The organism is Streptomyces changanensis (assembly GCF_024600715.1).
In the GTDB taxonomy this organism is placed as follows: domain Bacteria; phylum Actinomycetota; class Actinomycetes; order Streptomycetales; family Streptomycetaceae; genus Streptomyces; species Streptomyces changanensis.
This window is the reverse complement of the sequence record NZ_CP102332.1, coordinates 4,089,072-4,108,879: the sequence shown is the minus strand read 5'-3', so window position 1 is coordinate 4,108,879 and position 19,808 is coordinate 4,089,072. Positions and strand designations below refer to the sequence as shown.

General features: G+C 75.6%; 13 protein-coding genes. 5 read left to right on the top strand and 8 right to left on the bottom strand.

The window, feature by feature from the left end; all coding sequences use genetic code 11:
* Positions 1-34 precede the first annotated feature (34 nt).
* Complete coding sequence (gene pcrA, locus NRO40_RS18345; RefSeq protein ID WP_058942739.1) at positions 35-2,509, bottom strand: DNA helicase PcrA; 2,475 nt, start codon at positions 2,507-2,509, stop codon at positions 35-37.
* A 412-nt stretch (positions 2,510-2,921) separates the two neighbouring features.
* Between pcrA and NRO40_RS18340 the strand changes: the two genes are divergently transcribed.
* Positions 2,922-4,214, top strand: a complete 1,293-nt coding sequence (locus NRO40_RS18340) for a C40 family peptidase (protein WP_058942738.1) — start codon at positions 2,922-2,924, stop codon at positions 4,212-4,214.
* Between the two features lie 190 nt (positions 4,215-4,404).
* On the opposite strand, the gene NRO40_RS18335 is transcribed toward NRO40_RS18340, so the two are convergent.
* The gene (locus NRO40_RS18335; RefSeq protein WP_058942737.1) at positions 4,405-4,758 is read right to left on the bottom strand and encodes a hypothetical protein; all 354 of its coding nucleotides are present in this window, start codon (positions 4,756-4,758) and stop codon (positions 4,405-4,407) included.
* Between the two features lie 347 nt (positions 4,759-5,105).
* Here NRO40_RS18335 and NRO40_RS18330 point away from each other — a divergent pair, with 347 nt between their 5' ends.
* Positions 5,106-6,194 (top strand): C40 family peptidase, encoded by a 1,089-nt coding sequence (locus NRO40_RS18330; RefSeq protein WP_058942769.1) that lies wholly within the window; start codon positions 5,106-5,108, stop codon positions 6,192-6,194.
* A gap of 280 nt (positions 6,195-6,474) precedes the next feature.
* Here the strand turns inward: NRO40_RS18330 and NRO40_RS18325 are convergent, their stop codons facing one another.
* The 3 genes from NRO40_RS18325 to NRO40_RS18315 all read right to left on the bottom strand — a co-directional run bounded on the left by NRO40_RS18325 (position 6,475) and on the right by NRO40_RS18315 (position 10,046).
* Positions 6,475-7,602: an alpha/beta hydrolase gene (locus NRO40_RS18325; protein WP_058942736.1), complete on the bottom strand. Its 1,128-nt coding sequence runs from the start codon at positions 7,600-7,602 to the stop codon at positions 6,475-6,477.
* 411 nt (positions 7,603-8,013) lie between these two features.
* Positions 8,014-8,763 carry a LuxR C-terminal-related transcriptional regulator gene (locus tag NRO40_RS18320; protein WP_079047139.1) on the bottom strand — a complete coding sequence of 250 codons (750 nt, stop codon included), beginning with the start codon at positions 8,761-8,763 and terminating at the stop codon, positions 8,014-8,016.
* Complete coding sequence (locus tag NRO40_RS18315; RefSeq protein ID WP_058942735.1) at positions 8,760-10,046, bottom strand: ATP-binding protein; 1,287 nt, start codon at positions 10,044-10,046, stop codon at positions 8,760-8,762. The genes NRO40_RS18320 and NRO40_RS18315 overlap by 4 nt, the downstream gene beginning before the upstream one ends.
* Before the next feature lie 1,134 nt (positions 10,047-11,180).
* On the opposite strand from NRO40_RS18315, the gene NRO40_RS18310 reads away from it, so the two are divergent.
* A complete protein-coding gene (locus tag NRO40_RS18310) occupies positions 11,181-12,575 on the top strand; it encodes a PspC domain-containing protein (RefSeq protein ID WP_058942734.1) in 1,395 nt (464 codons plus the stop codon).
* Between the two features lie 156 nt (positions 12,576-12,731).
* Here NRO40_RS18310 and NRO40_RS18300 read toward each other — a convergent pair whose 3' ends face one another.
* Positions 12,732-13,253, bottom strand: coding sequence for a DoxX family protein (locus NRO40_RS18300; protein ID WP_079047137.1), 522 nt, complete (start codon positions 13,251-13,253; stop codon positions 12,732-12,734).
* Positions 13,254-13,654: 401 nt separating this feature from the next.
* Positions 13,655-15,247 carry a glutamine-hydrolyzing GMP synthase gene (gene guaA / locus NRO40_RS18295; RefSeq protein WP_058942733.1) on the bottom strand — a complete coding sequence of 531 codons (1,593 nt, stop codon included), beginning with the start codon at positions 15,245-15,247 and terminating at the stop codon, positions 13,655-13,657.
* Between the two features lie 323 nt (positions 15,248-15,570).
* Here guaA and NRO40_RS18290 point away from each other — a divergent pair, with 323 nt between their 5' ends.
* Positions 15,571-15,933 (top strand): chorismate mutase, encoded by a 363-nt coding sequence (locus NRO40_RS18290; RefSeq protein ID WP_058942732.1) that lies wholly within the window; start codon positions 15,571-15,573, stop codon positions 15,931-15,933.
* A gap of 746 nt (positions 15,934-16,679) precedes the next feature.
* Positions 16,680-17,681, top strand: a complete 1,002-nt coding sequence (locus tag NRO40_RS18285; protein WP_157901880.1) for an LPXTG cell wall anchor domain-containing protein — start codon at positions 16,680-16,682, stop codon at positions 17,679-17,681.
* A gap of 214 nt (positions 17,682-17,895) precedes the next feature.
* On the opposite strand, the gene NRO40_RS18280 is transcribed toward NRO40_RS18285, so the two are convergent.
* Positions 17,896-19,743: a GMC oxidoreductase gene (locus tag NRO40_RS18280; RefSeq protein WP_058942730.1), complete on the bottom strand. Its 1,848-nt coding sequence runs from the start codon at positions 19,741-19,743 to the stop codon at positions 17,896-17,898.
* Positions 19,744-19,808 lie beyond the last annotated feature (65 nt).

Here is a 19,808-nt window from a genome sequence, read left to right as displayed (position 1 = left end):
CCCGGCCGGGACGCACCCGGCCGGGCCGACGCCCTCACAGCTTCTCGACCGGCGCGTACCGCAGCAGCAGTCGCTTCGGCTTGCCGTCGCCGAAGTCGACGGTCGCCTGGGTGTCCCCGCCCGTGCCCGTCAGCGCCGTCACCGTGCCGAGACCGAACTGGTCGTGCGTCACCCGGTCGCCCACCGCCAGCGCGACCACCGGCTTGTCCGCCGTGCGGCGCGTCGCGAAACCGGACGGGCCGCCGCGGGAGCGGGACGCCGACAGGGAGGCGGCGACACCGGACGCGGGGCCGACCGCGCCCGCGGGCGCGGCGGACGTCCGGCCCGTGCGCTTCCACTGCACGTGCTGCTCCGGGATCTCCTCCAGGAACCGCGACGGCGGGTTGTACGAGGGCTGGCCCCACGCGCTGCGCATCGAGGAGCGCGTCAGGTACAGCCGCTCCCGGGCGCGCGTGATGCCCACGTAGGCGAGGCGCCGCTCCTCCTCCAGCTCCTTGGTCTGGCCGAGGGCCCGCATGTGCGGGAAGACCCCGTCCTCCATGCCGGTCAGGAAGACGACGGGGAACTCCAGACCCTTCGCCGTGTGCAGCGTCATGAGGGTGATGACGCCGGAGCCCTCCTCGTCGTCGTCCGGGATCTGGTCGGAGTCGGCGACGAGGGCCACCCGCTCCAGGAACTCGGCGAGCGTGCCCGCGGCGGGCGCGTCCTCACCGTCGGTCTCGCCACGCTCCTGCTCGAACTCCAGGGCGACGGCCGCCAGCTCCTGCAGGTTCTCGATGCGCGTCTCGTCCTGCGGGTCGGTCGACGCCTGGAGCTCCGCGAGGTAGCCGCTGCGCTCCAGGACGGCCTCCAGGACGACCGCCGGGCCCGCGCCGGACTCGACGATCGTGCGCAGGTCGTCCATGAGCTGGTTGAAGCGCTTCACGGCGTTCGCCGAGCGGGCCGCCATGCCGTACGCCTCGTCGACCCGCTTCAGGGCCTGCGGGAAGGTGATCCGCTCGCGCAGGGCCAGCGCCTCGACCATGGCCTCTGCGCGCTCGCCGATGCCGCGCTTGGGGACGTTGAGGATGCGGCGCAGCGGGACGGCGTCCTCCGGGTTGGCCAGGACGCGCAGGTAGGCGAGGACGTCCCGGACCTCCTTGCGCTCGTAGAAGCGGACGCCGCCGACGACCTTGTAGGGCAGGCCGACGCGGATGAAGACCTCTTCGAAGACGCGGGACTGGGCGTTGGTCCGGTAGAAGACCGCGACGTCACCCGCCTTCGCCTCGCCGCTGTCGGTGAGGCGGTCGATCTCGTCGGCGACGAACTGGGCCTCGTCGTGCTCGGTGTCCGCGACGTACCCGGTGATGCCGGCGCCGGTGCCGGCGTTCGTCCACAGGTTCTTGGGGCGGCGGCTCTCGTTGCGCTCGATGACGGCGTTGGCCGCGGACAGGATCGTCTGCGTGGAGCGGTAGTTCTGCTCCAGCAGGATCGTCGTCGCCTCCGGGTAGTCCTCCTCGAACTGGAGGATGTTGCGGATGGTGGCGCCGCGGAAGGCGTAGATCGACTGGTCGGCGTCGCCCACCACGCACAGCTCGGCCGGGCCCAGGTCCTCGGACCCCTCGCCCACCAGCTCCCGCACGAGGGTGTACTGCGCGTGGTTGGTGTCCTGGTACTCGTCGACGAGGACGTGCCGGAAGCGGCGGCGGTAGTGCTCGGCGACGTCCGGGAACGCCTGGAGCAGGTGGACCGTCGTCATGATGATGTCGTCGAAGTCCAGGGCGTTGGCCTCGCGCAGCCGCGCCTGGTACATCCGGTACGCCTCGGCGAGGGTCTTCTCGAAACCGTCGGCGGCCTGGTCGGCGAAGGTCTCCTCGTCGATCAGCTCGTTCTTCAGGTTGGAGACCTTGGCGCTGAACGACTTCGGCGGGTACCGCTTGGGGTCGAGGTCGAGGTCCCGGCAGACCAGGGCCATGAGCCGCTTGGAGTCGGCCGCGTCGTAGATCGAGAACGACGACGTGAAGCCGAGCCGCTTGGACTCGCGGCGCAGGATGCGGACGCACGCGCTGTGGAAGGTCATCACCCACATGGCGTTGGCGCGCGGGCCGACGATCTGCTCGACCCGCTCCTTCATCTCGCCGGCGGCCTTGTTGGTGAAGGTGATGGCGAGTATCTGCCCCGGGTGGACGTTCCGCGTGGCGAGGAGGTGCGCGATGCGGTGCGTGAGGACGCGGGTCTTGCCCGAGCCGGCGCCGGCGACGATGAGCAGCGGCGAACCGGTGTGGACGACGGCGGCGCGCTGCTGCTCGTTCAACCCGTCGAGCAGGGCCTCCGGGTCGACGACCGGGCGCGGCGAGCCGTCCCGGTAGTACGGGTCCCGGGCCGGTGGCACGTCGAACTTCCCCCCGAAGAGGTCGTGCGGGACCTCCTCCGCGGCCGGGGTGGCCTCGGAGTCCTCGGGCGGCGGTGGTTCGTCCGCGGGGTGGTTGCGGAGGTCCGCCAGGAAGCTGTCGTCAAAGAGGCTGCTCATCGCCTACCGAGTCTAGGCGGACCCACCGACAAGCCGGGGCGGAACCGCCTGCCTCACCGAGTGCCACGCCCGGTCACCCTGCGCGAGGTCACGGAAACGTATCGGGCATATCGCTCGGTGACCTTCACAGCGCCGCCACAGGTTGGCTAGCGTGCTCGCCCAAGCGGCCCGTCCCCCTTTTCGGCGACCCCCGCCGATCGAGCCGCCGCCGCCGTTCCCGGCGCGCCCCCGCCTGCCCGCCCACGGCCGGCGCGCGGCCACCGGGAGCCGGGGAGACCACCCAGCAGGACGGGGTGGACCGGTGCACGCCGCCGCCCGCGGCGGGACCGTGGGGCACCTTCCGCATCCGCGCCCGCACCCAGCCACCCGACGGCTCTCCCGGCAGGCGGTCCACGGAAGGAGATGCCGACCCTTGGCGTCGCATCGCAAGCCGCGCGACCGCACCACCGCCCGTACGGTACGTGCCCACTCCCCCGCCGTCGGGTTCACGACGGCCGCCCTCGCCTCCGTGACGCTGCTGTCCAGCCAGCCCGCGGCGGCCGGTCCCGCCGTCGCCGCCCCGGGGCCCGGCGGCGGTCCCACCGTCGACGAGGTGCAGCGCAAGGTCGACGACCTGTACCGGCTGGCCGGCACGGCCGCCCAGCGCTACCCGTCGCACCCGGCGTACCCCGCGCCCGGGCCGGCCGTCGAGCCGCCACGGCCCGGCGACCGCGTCGGCGGCGGTGGTGGCGGCGGGGCGCGGGAGGGCGGTGCGGTGCGCGGCCGGCTCCTCGACGCGCCCGGTCCGGCGCCCGCGCCCGCGCCCGACCGGGTTCCGGCTCCGGCTCCGGCTCCGGTTCCGGTTTCGGAAGGTGCCGGGGTGGTCGCGGCTCCGGTGCCGGAGTCCCCGGCGGTGTCGCGGGCGGCGGTGCGCACCGCGAAGCGGACCGTGCAGGCGAAACTGGCCGGAGCGCGCGCCCTGGTGGCCCGGGCCGCGGACGCGGGGCACCGGGTGCCCGGCGCGGCGCCGGCGGGACGGGCCTGGGAGGGGCCCGGAGGGCCCGCCTGGGAGGGCCGGCCGTGGCAGACGCCCGCCCCGTCGGTACCGGAGCTCCCTCCGGCTCCGGCGGACGGGGTCGCCGGGGCGGAGGGGCCGGCCGGACCGGGTTGCCCGACCGGCACCGGCACCGACACGGCGACCGCGACCGCGACGGATCTGGACTTGGGCACGCGTACGGGCACCGGTGCCGGTGGCGGCCCCCGTGCCGCAGCCATGGCCGGGACCGTGGACACGACCGGGACCGTCAGCACGGCCCGGGGTGCCGACGTGGACGGCGCCGTCGGGGCCGCGCGCGTCGTGGACCGGTCCGGGTACGCGGCCGAGGCGGCGAAGGTCCTCGCCTTCGCCCGGGCGCAGCTCGGCAAGCCGTACGTGCGCGGCGCGAGCGGCCCGTCCTCGTACGACTGCTCCGGGCTGACCCGGGCCGCCTGGAAGGCGGCGGGCGTGGAGCTGCCGCGCACCGCCGCGGAGCAGCTGGCGGCGGGGCGGCCGGTCGCGGCGGAGGAGCTGCTCCCGGGCGACCTGGTCCTCCTGGACCGGCAGCCCGGTCACGTCGGGATCTACGCCGGCGACGGCACGGTCATCCACGCGCCGGGCCCCGGGGCGGGCGTCCGCGCGGAGCCGCTCTCCCCCACGGAGGTGGCCGGGGTCGCCCGCCCGGCGTGACGCCCGCCGCGGGGCCGGCTCCGGCTCGCACGACGGGCGGCGCGGGCCGGGCTCCGTAGGCGAGCGGCGGGGGCTCCGCACGACGGGTGGCGGGGGCTCCGCACGACGGGTGGCGGGGGCTCCGCACGACGGGTGGCGGGGGCTCCGCACGACGGGTGGCGGGGGCTCCGCACGACGGGTGGCGGGGCCGTCAGGTCCAGAGCGTGGCGATGAAGACGTTGGCCGCCGTGAGGGCGCCGACCGTGGCGAACGCGCCCGTGCCGACCCGCTCGTCGTCCCGCTTGACGTAGACCAGGCCGAGGATCACGACCAGCAGCGCCAGCTTCACGCCGATCTTGACGTTGTCGACGGTCGCGCCCTCGGCCTGGTTCAGCCCGACCAGGGCCATACCGGTGACCAGCATGGTCAGCGCGCCGTGCAGCATGGCCGGAATCATGCGGGCCGTACCCGCCCGCATCGCCTTCACCTGGGTCAGGAACCCGCCGAAGAGCGCGGCGATACCGAGGATGTGCAGGGCGACGAAGACGTTGATGAGCACGTTCATGGGGCGGAGCCTAATCGTGGCCTTACCATCGCCCGTCGGCCAGGTCGGCCTGTTCCGGTACATCGGTCACGGCTGATGCGGAATGACAGGTTCCGCGCATGCCGGCGGCCACACTCCGCCCCGGAACCCACAGCCGTGGCCAATAGCGGTCACTCGCCCACTCCGCACCGCCGCCCGCGCCTAGCGTCCTCCCCCAGGCACCGACCTCGTCCGGCCTCCGTCCGGCCCCATCGGGCCCCCGGCCGGCCCGCACCGGCCACCCGCCGGAGGCGGAGCCTCCCCGTGTGCCGGTCGACGGCCGCGTCCGGCCGTGACGTGACGTGATGTGAAGGGAAGTGAGCGCCCTCGTGGCAGCGCACCGCAAGCCCAGGCAGCGCCCGCTCGGCGGACGGGCCGGCCGCAGGGCCGCCACCCTCGCGCTGGCCGGGGCGGCGACGGCCACCGCGTTCGACGGGGCCGGGCACGCCGCCCCCCGCCCCGCCCCCGCGCCGGCCGGTGCGGAGGTCGACCGGCTGTACCGCGAGGCGGAGGCCGCCACCGAGCGGTACAACGGCGCGAGGGAGCAGGCCGATGCCGCCCGGGACCGGCTCGACGCCCTCCAGGACGAGGCGGCCCGGCGCACCGAGCGGCTCGCCGCCGCGCGTGACGCCCTCGGCGCGACCGCCGCCGCCCAGTACCGCGGCGGCGGCCTCGGCCCCGCCCTGCGGCTGGCGTTCTCTTCCGACCCCGAGGCGTACCTGCGCGGCGCCGCCCTCGCCGAGCGGATCGGCGACCGGCAAACCGTCGACATCGCGGCGCTGCGCGGCCAGGTGGTCGAGATCGGCCGACTGCGCAGCGAGGCCGCCGACCACGCGCGGGAGCTGCGGACGCGGCAGGCGGAGGCGCACCGGCACAAGACCACCGTCCAGAACCGGCTCGCCGCCGCCCGGCTGCTGCTCTCCCGCCTCACCACCGAGCAGCGGGCCGCGTACGAGGCCGCCGAGACCGCCGGCGGGGGGCGCGGGGGCGCGGGGCGCGCGGCCCGCACCGCCCCGGCGGAGCGCCCCGCGGTGGAACGCCCGGCGGCGGACTCCCTGCGGGCGCCGACGCCCCGGGCCGCGCGGGCCGTGGGTTACGCGTACGGCGCCATCGGCCGGCCGTACCGGTGGGGCGCGACCGGCCCGTCGTCGTACGACTGCTCCGGCCTGGCGCAGGCCGCCTGGCGGGCCGCCGGGGTGTCCCTGCCCCGCACCACGTACTCGCAGGTCGACGCCGGACGGCGCGTCCCGCGGGACCAACTGGCCCCCGGTGACCTGGTCTTCTTCTACCCGGGCCTCAGCCACGTCGGCATCTACATCGGCGACGGGCGGATGATCCACGCCCCGCGCAGCGGTTCGACGGTGCGGATCGCGCCCGTCGACTCGATGCCCTGGGCGGCCGCCACCCGCGTCGGCTGACCCCCGCGCCCCCGGCAGGCTCCGCGTCGCGACGTCGTCGCCGAAGGACGGGCCACCGACTTGTCGCCCGACCGCCTCGCCTGGAGACGCCTGTCCGGCGCGTCGGCGTCGACCGGTGGCCGGTGGCCGTACCGGTGACCGCTGTGTGGGTGTCGTCTCGCGGCGTCCGGCCGCCGTCGGTGGGGGGAGAGCACCGAGGCCGTCGACACACAACCGCGGGTCCCCCGCTGCGGCGGCCGGTGTCGCTCGTGGAACCCCACACCGCAGGCCCGGGGTCAGGTCACCGGCGGTGCGCCGCCGTGCCCGCGCCCTCCAGCCGGCGCGTCAGCCAGGTGAAGACCTCCGGCACCTCCTCCGCCCAGGTGGACGTCCGGTGCCCACCGACGACGCGGCGCACCTCGACGCGGGTCGGGGGCTGTGCGGCGGCCCGCAGGTCGAGGCCCTGCTGGTAGCCGTCACCGCCGTCGCCGGTGTAGAGCAGGGTCAGGCGGGGCGGGGTGGGCGCGGTCCGCAGGAGGGTGAGCGGGTCGTTGGCCTTCCGCAGCCGCTCGTCCCTGCCGACGATCGAGGCGGGTTCGGCGGCCGGGTCGTTGTACCCGGACATGCTCACCGCGTACCGGTACCGGTCGGGGTGGGCCAGCGCGACCTTCGCCGCGCAGTGCCCGCCCGCCGAGAAGCCCGCCGCGGCCCAGCCGTCGGGCGTCTCCACGGCGCGGAAGTTGTCGGTGACCATCTTCCGCACGTCGACGCTGACCCACGTCTCGGCGTTGACGACGCCGGGAACGTTGGCGCAGCCCGCGTCCGCGTCGCCGAGGAGCTTGGTGCGCGGCGAGACGAGGATGAACGGCGCGACCCGGCCGTCCCGCATGAGCGGCTCCAGCTGCTCGGTCACTCGCAGCCCGGCGAACCACGACGAGGGGGTGCCGGGGAAGCCGGAGAACAGCTCCACCACGGGGAACTCGACGTTCCGAAAGGCGGGGTCGTCGTACTGCGGCGGCAGCCAGACGTACACCTCGGCGCTCACGCCGGACACCTGCCCCTCCAGCAGCGTGGTCCTGAGCCGGCCGTCGGTGGACGCCGGGACGGGCCGGAACGTCTGCCGGGTCTTCGGCAGGTCGGCGACCCTGCGGCCGCCGAGCCCGTCCGGGCCGAGGTCGTCGGCCGACCGGACGTTGTCCTGCCGGCCGAGCAGGTCGTCCCAGTCGCTGAACAGGCCGTTGGCGTCGTTCACCGCGAGGAACACCACGAGCATCGCGGTGACCTGCGCGAAGCCGACCATCGCGAGCCGTGCCAGACCCCGGACCAGGAGCGGCCCGCGCACCCGGCCCCACCACACGAACGGCACCACGACAGCCACCACCGCGAGGGCGACCGCGGTCACGAAGAAGGGCGTACCCGTCAGGCTCATCACGGCTCGTAGGAGGGCGCCGGGGCCCAGCGGGTTGCCGCACATTCCCACCGATCGCGCCACAAACGGCCGCGGGGCGAGGGGGTGAGGGGTGGGGGCTGGGGGCTGGGGGTGGTGGGGGTACGGCGCCGGCGCGGCTGTGCACGGCCCGGCGGTGGCACGGCTGGGCACGGCTGGACGCGGCCCGGCGGTGGCACGGCTGGGCACGGCCGGCCCGGGCTCGGCACGGCTGGCCCGGGCTCGGCACGGCTGGCCCCGAGCTCGGCGGGGCAATGGCTCGGCGGGGCCGGCCTAGGCGGGCTCAGCTGGGCTGGGCGCGGCTCGGCCGGACTGGGCGCGGCTCGGCTGCGCGCGGTGCGCGGCTCGGCGGGGCGGTGGCTCGGCTCGGCGGCGCGCGTGGCGCCGGCGCCGTCAGACGAGTCGGCGTGCCGTCGCCCACCGGGTGAGCTCGTGCCGGTTGGACAGCTGGAGCTTGCGCAGCACCGCCGAGACGTGCGACTCGACGGTCTTCACCGAGATGAACAGCTGCTTGGCGATCTCCTTGTACGCGTAGCCGCGCGCGATGAGCCGCAGCACCTCGCGCTCGCGCTGCGTGAGCCGGTCGAGGTCCTCGTCGACCGGCGGGGCGTCCGTCGACGCGAAGGCGTCCAGCACGAAGCCGGCCAGGCGCGGTGAGAACACCGCGTCGCCCTCCTGCACCCGGAAGACGGAGTCGACCAGGTCGGCGCCGGTGATGGTCTTGGTGACGTAGCCGCGGGCGCCGCCGCGGATCACCCCGATGACGTCCTCGGCGGCGTCCGACACGGACAGCGCCAGGAACCGCACGGGGGACTCGGCGGCCGCCATCAGCGGCGCGCAGCGGCGCAGCACCTCCACCCCGCCGCCGCCCGGCAGGTGCACGTCGAGCAGGACCACCTCGGGGCGGGTCGCGGTGATGACGGTGACCGCCTGGTCGACGTCGGCGGCCTCGCCGACGACCTCCACGCCCGTCTCCTCCGTCCGCCCGATCTCGGCCTGGACGCCCGTGCGGAACATCCGGTGGTCGTCGACGAGCACCACCCGCACCCGGCGCTGCTCCGGAACCCCACCCGCCGGTCCGCCCGCCTGTCCGCCCGCCGGTCCGCCCGCCTGTCCGTCCACCGGTCCACCCGTCTCCGTCATCCGTCCGCCTCCTGCGCCCTGTCCATCTCCAGCTCCACCTCGGTGCCGTCGCCCGGCGCCGACCGCACCCGCGCGGTGCCGCCGTGGCGGCGCATCCGCCCGATGATCGACTCCCGTACGCCCATGCGGTCCGCGGGGACCGCGTCCAGATCGAAGCCGGGCCCCCTGTCCCGTACGGAGACGAACACCGTACGGCCGTCGACCTCCGCGTACACCTGTACGGCACCGCCCACGCCACCGTACTTGGCGGCGTTGACCATCGCCTCGCGCGCGGCCTGCATCTGCGCGGCCAGGCCCTCGTCGAGCGGGCAGTCGCCGACGACGACCACCTCCAGCGGCACGCCGTGCTTGTCCTCCACCTCGGCGGCGGCCCTCTTGACCGCCTCGGCGAGCGTCTCCGGCTCCTCGGCCTCGTCCTTCCCGGTGCCCTCGGGCCGATACAGCCAGTTCCGCAACTCCCGCTCCTGGGCCCGCGCGAGGCGCCGGACCTCGGCGGGGTCCTCGGCGTTGCGCTGGATCAGGGTGAGCGTGTGCAGCACCGAGTCGTGGACGTGGGCGGCCACCTCGGCCCGCTCCTGCGCGCGGATGCGCATCGTCCGTTCCTCGGACAGGTCCTGCGACATCCGCACCAGCCAGGGCCCGGCCAGCAGCGCCATCCCGGCCAGCACGGCTATCGCGGCCGTCAGCGCCGTACCGAGCTGGGCGGCCGAGCCGCGCACCACCAGGAAGACCGTCAGCCCCATGCCGACCAGGGCCACCCCGGCGAGGCCGCGCGCCAACTGGAACAGCCGCTTGCGGCGCCCGGAGTCGCTCCAGCGGGCCCGGCGGGCGTTGTCCGCCTGCCGCCACACCAGGACGACACCGACGCCGACGAGCAGGGTCGGCCACACGTACCGGTTCGCCTCGCCACCCAGGTCGACCGTGCCGACGAACACGGCCGCCCCGGCCAGCAGGGCGACCAGCGCCACCACCTGCCCCCGGTCGGGCCTGCGCAGGCGGCGCCGCCCGTCGGGCGTGGTCGCGAACACCGTGCGCGGCTCGGTGGACCGGCCGCCGATCCCGAGGGGGACGGCGATCCAGAACGCGGCGTAGAGGAGGACGCACAGCGGCCCGTCGGCGAGGAACAGTCCGAGGAACGTCAGCCGCACCCACACCACCGGCAGCCCGAGGTGCCCGGCGAGCCCGCGCGCGACCCCGCCGAGCATCCGCCCGTCGGCGCTCCGGTAGAGCCGGCGCACGGGCGGGTCCTCGGTCGTCTCGGGCGGGCGGGCGGCGACTGGCATGGTCCGATCGTCACACGCCCCCGCCCCGCGAACATCAGGGCCGCCCCTGACCCCGACCCTGAGAACCCCACCCCCGGCCTCGCCACCGTCCCCCCACGCCCCCACCGGCCCCTCACCCGTCAGCACGGCCCCCGGGCAGACCGGGGCCGGGACCCCGGAAGCCGGTCCCAGGCCCCGGGACCCGCACGCTGGGCGGCCCCCGGCCGCGGGTGAAGGGCGGGGCGGGCCGGGCGCCAGGCGGAGCCGCCTGGGGCAGGCGCCGGGCGCCCGGGCGGGGCCGGGGGTCACGGGTCGAAATCCCGGGGGGCACGCGGGGGCCACAGGTCCGGGGGCCGGGGGTCGCGCGGGGGCCGCGGGGCGAGGGCCAGGCCGCCACGGGGGCCACGGGTCCGGGGCCCACAGGCAGGGACCGGGGGGCAGAGCCGGGCGCCCCCACAGGGGCAGGCCCCAGGGCGGGAGCCGGGCTCCCGGGGGCTGAGGGCCCGGGGCCGGAAGTACCAGCGGCGCGAGGCCCGGCGCCAGAGGGCTGGGGCCCGCCAGGGGGCCGGGGGCCAGGCTCCGGGACCAGGAACCGGGGCCCGCCGCCGGCTGGCCCGGGTGCTGTGTTCTGGCGGTCCAGGGCGCGCTGCACGGCGGCGGCGTTCCAGCCAGGGGCCGGCCGGGCCCGGGGCAGGGGCCGGGGGCAGGGGCCGGGGCCCGCCGCCGGCTGGCCCGGGCGCTGTGTCCTGGCGGTCCAGGGCGCGCTGCACGGCGGCGGCGTTCCAGCCAGGGGCCGGCCGGGCCCGGGGCAGGGGCCGGGGGCAGGGGCCGGGGCCCGCCGCCGGCTGGCCCGGGCGCTGTGTCCTGGCGGTCCAGGGCGCGCTGCACGGCGGCGGCGTTCCAGCCAGGGGCCGGCCGGGCCCAGGGCAGGGGCCGGGGGCCGGGGGCAGGGGCCGGGGGCAGGGGCCGGAAGACCGGGGCAGGGGCCATGAGGGCCAGAAGCCGGGAGCCTGGGGCCAGGGCCAGGAGGGCCGGAAGCCGAGGGCGGGCCGGGGCCGGCGAGGCCGGCGGGAGGGGCGAGGCCCGGGGAAGATCAGGGGTCGGCCAGGGTCGGTACGGGTGCCGTCGTGGGGGCGGGGCGGTCACCATGGTCGTATGACGAGCGCGACGCCCGCCCCTCCGGAGGCGCCCGGGGCCCCACCGCAGCACCCACCGCTGCGCCGTACCCGGCGGCAGAAGGTGGTCGCCGGGGTGTGCGGCGGGCTCGGCCGGCACGTCGACGTCGACCCGGTGGTCTTCCGGGTGGTGACGGGCGTGCTCGCCGCGGCCGGCGGCATCGGACTGATCTTCTACGGCTTCGCCTGGCTGGCCGTGCCCGCCGACGGCGAGGACGAGAACGAGGCGCGGCGCCTGCTGACGGGCCGCGTGGACGGCGCTTCCCTCACCGCCGTGCTGATGGCGCTGGTCGGCTGCGGGCTGTTCCTGTCGATGCTGGGCGCCAACGGCGACGCGATCGGCTTCGCCATCCTGCTGGCCTGCGCGGCGGGCGGCGCGGCGGTCTGGTCCCAGCGGCGGCGCCACCCCGAAGGGCAGGAGCCCGCCGCGGCGGCCGCGGCGCACGCGGCGGGCGCCGAGGCGCCGCCCGAGACGAAGGCCCCGCCGCCGCCGGACGCGCCCTCCTGGTGGCGCGACCCGATCGTGAAGGACGGTTCGACGGGTCCCGTGCCCGTCGGCTATCTCTGGGGCCCCGTGGACGGCCCTCGGGACGGCTCCCCCTGGTACCGCCCGACACGCGCGGCGCGGCGCGGACGGCGTTCCCTCGGCGGCCCCGTGCTGTTCCTCGCGCTGTCGGCGGGCGCCGCCGGTACGGCGTCCACCTGGGTCGGCCATCCGCTCGCCACGGCCCTGCAGACCGGTCTGGCGTGCGCGCTGGCCGTCTTCGCGCTCGGCCTGGTGGTGAGCGCGTTCGTGGGCCGTACCGGGGCCGGCACGGTCTTCCTGACGGTGGTGACGGCGCTCCTCCTGGCGGGTGCCTCGGCGCTGCCGCGGCAGATCGGTACGGACTGGACGCAGGTGGAATGGCGGCCGGCGTCGGTCGCGGACGTACGGCCCCGCTACGCCCTCGGCACCGGCGTCGGCACGCTCGACCTGTCCGCGCTGGACGTCCCCGCGGGCCGCACGGTCCGGGTGGCCGCCGAGGTCGGGGCGGGCCGCCTGGCCGTCACGGTGCCGGCGGACGCGACGGTACGGGTGCACGGCCACGCGGACCTCGGCGACGTACGGCTCCCACCGGCCGAGCCGCCCGCCGCGCCCGCCGGGCCCGCCCCGCCCACCGGGCCCGACGGCACCCCGACCGACCGGACCGGGACCGACCGGGCCCCGACCGGACAGACCGGGACCGGCCGGGGCGCCGACGACATCGGCGTCGGGCTGGACCGGGACGTCACCCGGACCGTCGCCCCGGCCGCGGGCACCGCGCCCGGCGGCACCCTCGTCCTGGATCTGCGGATCGCCGTCGGACTGGTGGAGGTGGCCCGTGCCGCGCGGTGAGTTCCGGCCGGGCCGGCTGGTCGTGGGCCTCACGGGCCTGGTCGTGGCCGTCGTGTACGGCGGCGGGGCGGCGGGTTCCTGGGAGCCCGCCTGGTACACGGTGGTCCCGCTGCTCGGCGGCGGCCTGGGGCTCGCCGCTGCGGCCGCCTGGGCCGGCTACCGGGTCCGGCGCCGGCGCGCCGCGAGGGCCGCGTCGAGGGAGAGCACCGGCGCCCCGGCCGGCACCAGCGGCAGCCAGGCCATCAGATAGGCCAGGTCGTTGCCGTAGTAGTACGGGTCGCTCTGCCAGCTGACGGTCAGCCACAGGCTCAGCGAGATCAGCGCCCCGCCGGCCGCGGCCACCCGCGCCAGGAGCCCGGCGAGCGTGCCGAGCCCGACGGCGACCTCAGCGGCGCCGATCGCGTACCCGAACAGCGCGGGGTCGCGCAGCGCCTGGTCCACCAGCCACGGCACGGCCGAGGCGTCCCGGACGGACCGCATCAGCTCGCCGACCGATCCGGCGCCGGACGCGGCGGCGAACCGCGCGTCGGTGAGCTTGTCGAGGCCCGCGTAGACGAAGGTCACACCGAGGAAGACCCGCAGCGGCAGGAGCGCGTACCGCGCGGCGGCCTCCCGCCGCGGACCGCGGCCCCGTGCGCCGAGGGCCCGCCCGCCGCGGCCGTCCACCGTGTGTGCCATGTGCCCGCCCTCGTTCCTCCGCCTCGCGGCCGCCTCCGACCCGCCCCTGGAGTACGCGCGACGAGGACCACCGGTTCACCGGCCGGACGGCCGGAGTGCCGGAACGACGGCCACCGGGGCACCGGAACGCCGGCCACCAGTCCCCGGAACGCCAAGCCGCCGGGACGCCAAGCCGCCGGGCCGCGCAGGAACGCCACTCCGCCGACCGCCGACCGCCGGGACGCTTCCGGCCACCGGGACACCGGCAGCCGGGCCACCGGGGCACTGGGCCGCCGGGCCGCCATACCGCCGCGCCGCGCCGGCGGCGGCCGCCGGACCGTCCGTCCGCCCGCCGGCGGGCCGGGAACGGCCGCGGCCGCCGCCCACGGGGTGGACGGCGGCCGCGTACGGGCGGGGTGGGGTCACTCCCACTCGATGGTGCCCGGGGGCTTGCTGGTGACGTCGAGGACGACGCGGTTGACGTCCTTGACCTCGTTGGTGATGCGCGTCGAGATACGGGCGAGGACGTCGTACGGCATGCGCGTCCAGTCCGCGGTCATGGCGTCCTCGGACGAGACGGGGCGCAGCACGATCGGGTGGCCGTAGGTGCGGCCGTCACCCTGCACGCCCACCGAGCGGACGTCGGCGAGGAGGACGACCGGGCACTGCCAGATGTCGCGGTCCAGACCGGCCGCCGTCAGCTCCTCGCGGGCGATGGCGTCGGCCTCGCGGAGCAGGTCCAGGCGCTCCTTGGTGACCTCGCCGACGATGCGGATGCCGAGGCCGGGGCCGGGGAACGGCTGCCGCTGGACGATCTCCTCCGGCAGGCCGAGCTCCTGGCCGACCATGCGGACCTCGTCCTTGAACAGCTTGCGCAGCGGCTCGATGAGCTGGAACTCCAGGTCCTCGGGGAGGCCGCCGACGTTGTGGTGGGACTTGATGTTGGCCGTGCCGGTGCCGCCACCGGACTCGACGACGTCCGGGTAGAGCGTGCCCTGCACGAGGAACTCCACCGCCGGGCCCTCGTCCGCGATGATCTCGGCCTGCGCCTGCTCGAAGACGCGGATGAACTCACGGCCGATGATCTTCCGCTTCTCCTCGGGGTCGGAGACCCCGGCGAGCGCGGCGAGGAAGCGCTCCTGCGCGTCGACGACCTTCAGCTGGACGCCGGTCGCGGCGACGAAGTCCTTCTCGACCTGCTCCGTCTCGCCCTTGCGCATGAGGCCGTGGTCGACGTAGACGCAGGTGAGCTGGGAGCCGATGGCCCGCTGCACGAGCGCGGCGGCCACGGCGGAGTCGACGCCGCCGGACAGACCGCAGATGGCGCGCTTGTCGCCGACCTGCTCGCGGATCGCGGCGACCTGCTCCTCGATGACGTTGCCCGTCGTCCAGGACGGCTCGATGCCCGCGCCCCGGTAGAGGAAGTGCTCCAGGATCTGCTGGCCGTGCGTGGAGTGCATCACCTCGGGGTGGTACTGCACGCCGTACAGCTTCTTCTCGTCGTTCTCGAAGGCGGCGACCGGCACGACGTCGGTGGACGCGGTGACGGCGAAGCCCTCGGGCGCGGCCGAGCAGGCGTCGCCGTGGGACATCCACACCGACTGCTCGCCGGGGGTGCCCTCGAAGAGGGTGGACCCGTTCCTCGTCACCTGCAGCTGCGTGCGGCCGTACTCGCGGGCGCCGGTGTTGTCGACGGTGCCGCCGAGGGTCTCGGCCATCAGCTGGAAGCCGTAGCACATGCCGAAGACGGGGACGCCGGCCTCGAAGAGCGCGCGGTCGAGGCGGGGCGCGCCCTCCTCGTACACGGAGGAGGGACCGCCGGAGAGGATGATCGCCCTGGGGTTCCTGGCCAGCATCTCGGACACCGGCATGGTGGACGGGACGATCTCGCTGTAGACCCGGGCCTCACGGACGCGGCGGGCGATGAGCTGGGCGTACTGCGCGCCGAAATCGACAACGAGGACTGCGTCCGGGTTGGTGTCGGTCGAGGCGGCAGCGGGGGTCGCTGATGACACTACGGCGGCCTTCCGGCGGTGGGAGGGGTCGGTATCAGTCAATTCTACCGGCGCGGCCGACGGTCTCTTTCGTCTCACCATCCGAACCGCCCGGGGACGCGGCTGGCACCGGCACGGCCCGCGGGTCCATACTTGCCGCCATGCGCGCGCACACGACCTTCGTCTTTACCTATGGCACCGGCTGGTCCGGCTGCCGTGGTCGTGCTGCTTGAGCAACTGACGACTTCACCAGGCGCCCCGGGCCGACAAGGCCCGGGGCGTCTGTCGTCTCCACCGGGCCGTACGCCGCCCCGGGGCCCCGCCCGACACGAGGAGCCCCAGCGATGACCCCGACGTCCACCCCCGACCGGACCGCCACGACCACGACCCGGACCGCCACGGCCCGGCCCGCCAGGGCCGCCGACAGGACCACCGCCGAGGTCACCGGCGCGCGGACGGACGACGCCGCCGAACTGATCGCCGGCGCCCGTGAACGCGTCGACGCGCTCGACGACCGGATCATCGGCCTCATCCAGGAGCGCATGGCCGTCTCCACCGTGATCCAGGAGGCCCGCATCGCGTCCGGCGGGCGGCGGGTGAACCTCGCCCGTGAGACCGAGGTCCTGGCCCGCTACCGGGACGCCCTCGGCCGGCCGGGCACTGCCCTGGCGATGACCGTGCTGGAGCTGTGCCGGGGACGCGTCTGACGTCCGGCCGGCCTCTCACCCGTACGGAGCGTGACCCGGGCCACACCGCCTCGTTGGTCCCGTTGTCCGTGCCAGCCAGGGGCGGGCCGCAGCACACCACGCGTGGCTCCGCTGGAGCGTGTGGCGCACCGCTGGGTGCGCCGTGGGACCTCGCTCCAGCGTGCGTGACCGGACGGCAGGGGACAGCAGCCCGGTCACCCCAAGAGCGGTCGGCCCCGGGGACGCCCGGAGCCGACCGCACCGGACCGTCCCGTCCTGTGCCCGTCCCCGCACTCCCCCCTTCCGGCAGCCTCGTCCCCACGGCCCTCCGCAGCTCTCCCCGGCCCCTCCCCGGCCGGTTCCTTCCTCGCGGTGCCGCGGCCGCTTCCTCCGCGGTACCGCGGGTCCTCTCCCCGACCCCACCTCCCCCGCGCGGCGCACCCTCCCCACCCCCGGCGCCGCGCTCGGCCCCGGCGCAGTCCTGACCGCCGGCCGCCGACCCGGGCCCCGCCCCGCCGCCGACCGGCCGGTCGGGGCCTCCGGGCGTCCAGGCCTCCGGGCGTCCAGGCCTCCGGGCGTCCGGGCGTCCAGGTGTTCGGGGCACGTGACGCAGGACACATAAAGATCTTGTCAGGACCCGGGCAACCAATGCGCGGGGTCGCGGGTCATGTATGCGAAACCAAGGCCATACCCGTCACGCACGGGCACAGGCCCCACACCGCATTCGTGTCGCATCCGGCGGCACCCCGGACCCTGAGGTCTCCCACGTGAAGCTTCGCCGTGCCATGGCTGTCGCCGCCGCGACCGCCGTCATCACCCCCGCCGCCTTCCTCGTCGCCCCGGCCGCCGCGTTCGCGACGGGCCCGACGCCGTCCGTGGAGGCCGACGCGTCCGCGTCCCCGTCCCCCTCCGAGGAGGAGACGAAGTCGGCGGAGCCCACCCCGGCCGGCGACGAGACCGCGACCACCCCGGCCGAGGACGAGACGACCACCGCCCCGGCGCCGTCCGGCAGCAGCACCGCGTCGCCCTCGGCGAGCCCGAGCCCGTCGGTCACGCCGTCGACCGGCACGAGCGCCTCGCCGTCGCCCTCCGAGGACGAGGGCCCGGGCGCCTGCGAGGACGCGGACAGCGCCGACGTCCACACCGAGCTGCGCGGCATGCCCTCGAAGGTCGTCGCCGGTTCCGGCTGGAAGAACTTCACGTTCCGCGTGACGAACAAGTCCGACCGGGACTTCGAGCAGGTCGAGGCGTACGTCGCGGCCGAGGCGGTCGACGGGGAGTCCTTCGAGGACATCTCCGGCTTCGTCACCATCCAGGTCGACCTGGGCGACGGCTTCGAGACCATCGACGACGTCGAGGGCTACTTCGGCCAGACCGCCCTGAAGGCCGGCGAGTACGCCGACGCCCCGATGCGCCTCAAGGTCGACGCCAAGGCCCCGGCCGGCTTCGGCATGGCGTTCACCCTCGGCGTCAACGTCACCGAGGGCAACGTCTGCGAGTACGGCGAGGTCAACATCTACGACTTCGACATCCTCGCCGCCGGCACCAAGCCCGGTGACGTCGACGACGCCGAGCCCAAGCCCGGCAAGCCCGGCAACAAGCCGAACCCGCAGGGTGAGCTGTCCGAGCTGCCGGTGACCGGCAGCCTCGCCGAGACCGGTTCCAGCTCGATGCTGCCGACCATCGGCATCGCCGGTGGCGTCGCCATCGTCGCCGGTGCCGGTGTGGTCTTCGCGCTGAAGCGCCGCAACAACGGTGCCACCGCCTGACGGGACACCCGCTGAACCAGGGAGGCGCTGCACTCGGAGGGGGGTGCAGCGCCTCTCTCGTGTCTCCGCCCTCCGCCGCCGTCGCCGGCCCCGCCCGTGCAGGGCGTTCCGTCCCTGCGGGGACACCAGCCCTTCGGGGGTTCGGTCCTTCGGAGGTCCGTCCTTCACGGCGCCCGGGCCCGGAGACCCTTCACGGCTTCAATCCTTCACGGCTTCAGTCCTTCGCGGGGTCCTCGTTCGAAGTGGCCTTCGGGGGGACCTTCGGCAAGCCGAGGAAGGGCAGCTTCAGGGCGGCGAAGGCGTGCGGCGGGACGGCCGGGGACTTCGGTGCGACGGGCGTCAGCCGCCGGTAGCCCGTGCCCTGCTCCGGACGCGGGTCCGGTTCGCCCTTGTTGGGCCAGAGCGACATCGCGCGTTCCGCCTGCGCCGTGATGGTGAGGGAGGGATTCACCCCGAGGTTCGCGGAGACGGCCGCGCCGTCCACGACGGAGATGCCGGGGTGGCCGTACAGGCGGTGGTACGGGTCGATGACGCCGTCCCGCGCGGTCGCGCCGATCGCGCAGCCGCCGAGGAAGTGGGCGGTGAGCGGGGTGCCCATCAGCTCGCCGACGTTGGAGCCGGCGAAGCCGTTGATCTCCTCGGCGAGCAGGGTCGCCGCCCGGGTCGCCGCCGGGATCTGCTTCGGGTTGGGCGAGCCGTGGCCCTGGCGGGCGGTGAGGAGGCCCTTGCCGATGCCGCCGGGCTTCCGGTAGGTCGTCAGCGAGTTGTCGAGCGACTGCATGACGAGGCCGATAATGGTCCGCTCCGACCAACGGTGGTTGGAGAGGGACCGCAGCGTCCGCACGGGGTGGCGGGCGACGTTGCCGAGCCAGGCGGCGACGCGGTTCCTCGCCAGCGGCACCTGGAGGATCGACAGGGAGCCCATCGCGTTGGAGCCCTTGCCGTAACGGACCGGCTCGATGTGGGTGTTCGCGTCCGGGTGGATGGACGAGGTGATGGCCACGCCCTGGCTGAAGTCGACCCTCGGCAGACCGTGGCGCCTGCGGTAGCGGCGGTCGGTGGTCTGTGAGCCGACCAGCGCCTCGGAGTTGGTGCGGGTCAGCTCGCCCAGGCGGTCGGAGAGGCGCGGCAGCAGCCCCCGGTCGCGCATCCGGTGCAGGAGCGTCTGCGTGCCGTACGTCCCCGCCGCGACGACGACGAACCGGGCGCGGTACGTGCGCGGCGCGGCCTTGCGCCGGTCCGTCGGCACGGTCGTGACGCGGTGGCCGCCGCGGCCGTCCTCGGCGACCTCGGTGACCGTCGTCATCGGGTGGATCACCGCGCCGGCCTTCTCGGCGAGGTACAGGTAGTTCTCCGTCAGGGTGTTCTTCGAGCCGTGCCGGCAGCCCGTCATGCACGCGCCGCACTCGGTGCAGGCCCGTCGGGAGGGGCCGGCTCCGCCGAAGTACGGGTCGGGCACCTCGTCGCCGGGGGCGGCCCGGGTGGCGCCGTCCGCGTCCCGCCCGTCGCCGAAGAAGACGCCGACCGGCGCCAGGTGGAAGGTGTCGCCGACGCCCATGGCCTCGGCGGTCGCCTTCAGGTGCACGTCGGAGGGGGTCATCGTCGGGTTGAGGCGGACCCCCAGCATCCGCTTGGCCTGGTCGTAGTACGGGGCGAGTTCGGCCCGCCAGTCGGTGATGGACGCCCACTGCTTGTCCTGGAAGAACGCCGGCGGCGGTACGTACAGGGTGTTGGCGTAGTTGAGGGAACCGCCGCCCACCCCCGCGCCGGCCAGGACCATGACGTTGCCGAGCAGGTGGACCCGCTGGAGGCCGTACAGGCCGAGGGCGGGCGCCCAGAGGTAGTTGCGCAGGTCCCAGGAGGTCTTCGGCAGGGTGGCGGGGGTGAAGCGGCGGCCCGCCTCCAGGACGCCGACGCGGTACCCCTTCTCGGTGAGGCGCAGCGCCGAGACGGAGCCGCCGAAGCCGGAGCCGACGACGATGACGTCGTAGTCGTACGCGCCGTCCCCGGGGGCTTCCGGTGCGGCTGTCGGCTGGTTCTGGGCAGGGGGGACCTCGGACATGGCTCTCCTCGTACCGGAAGGGGGTGGGCGGGCGGCCCGCCCGCCCACCCGTGGTCAGGGCAGGG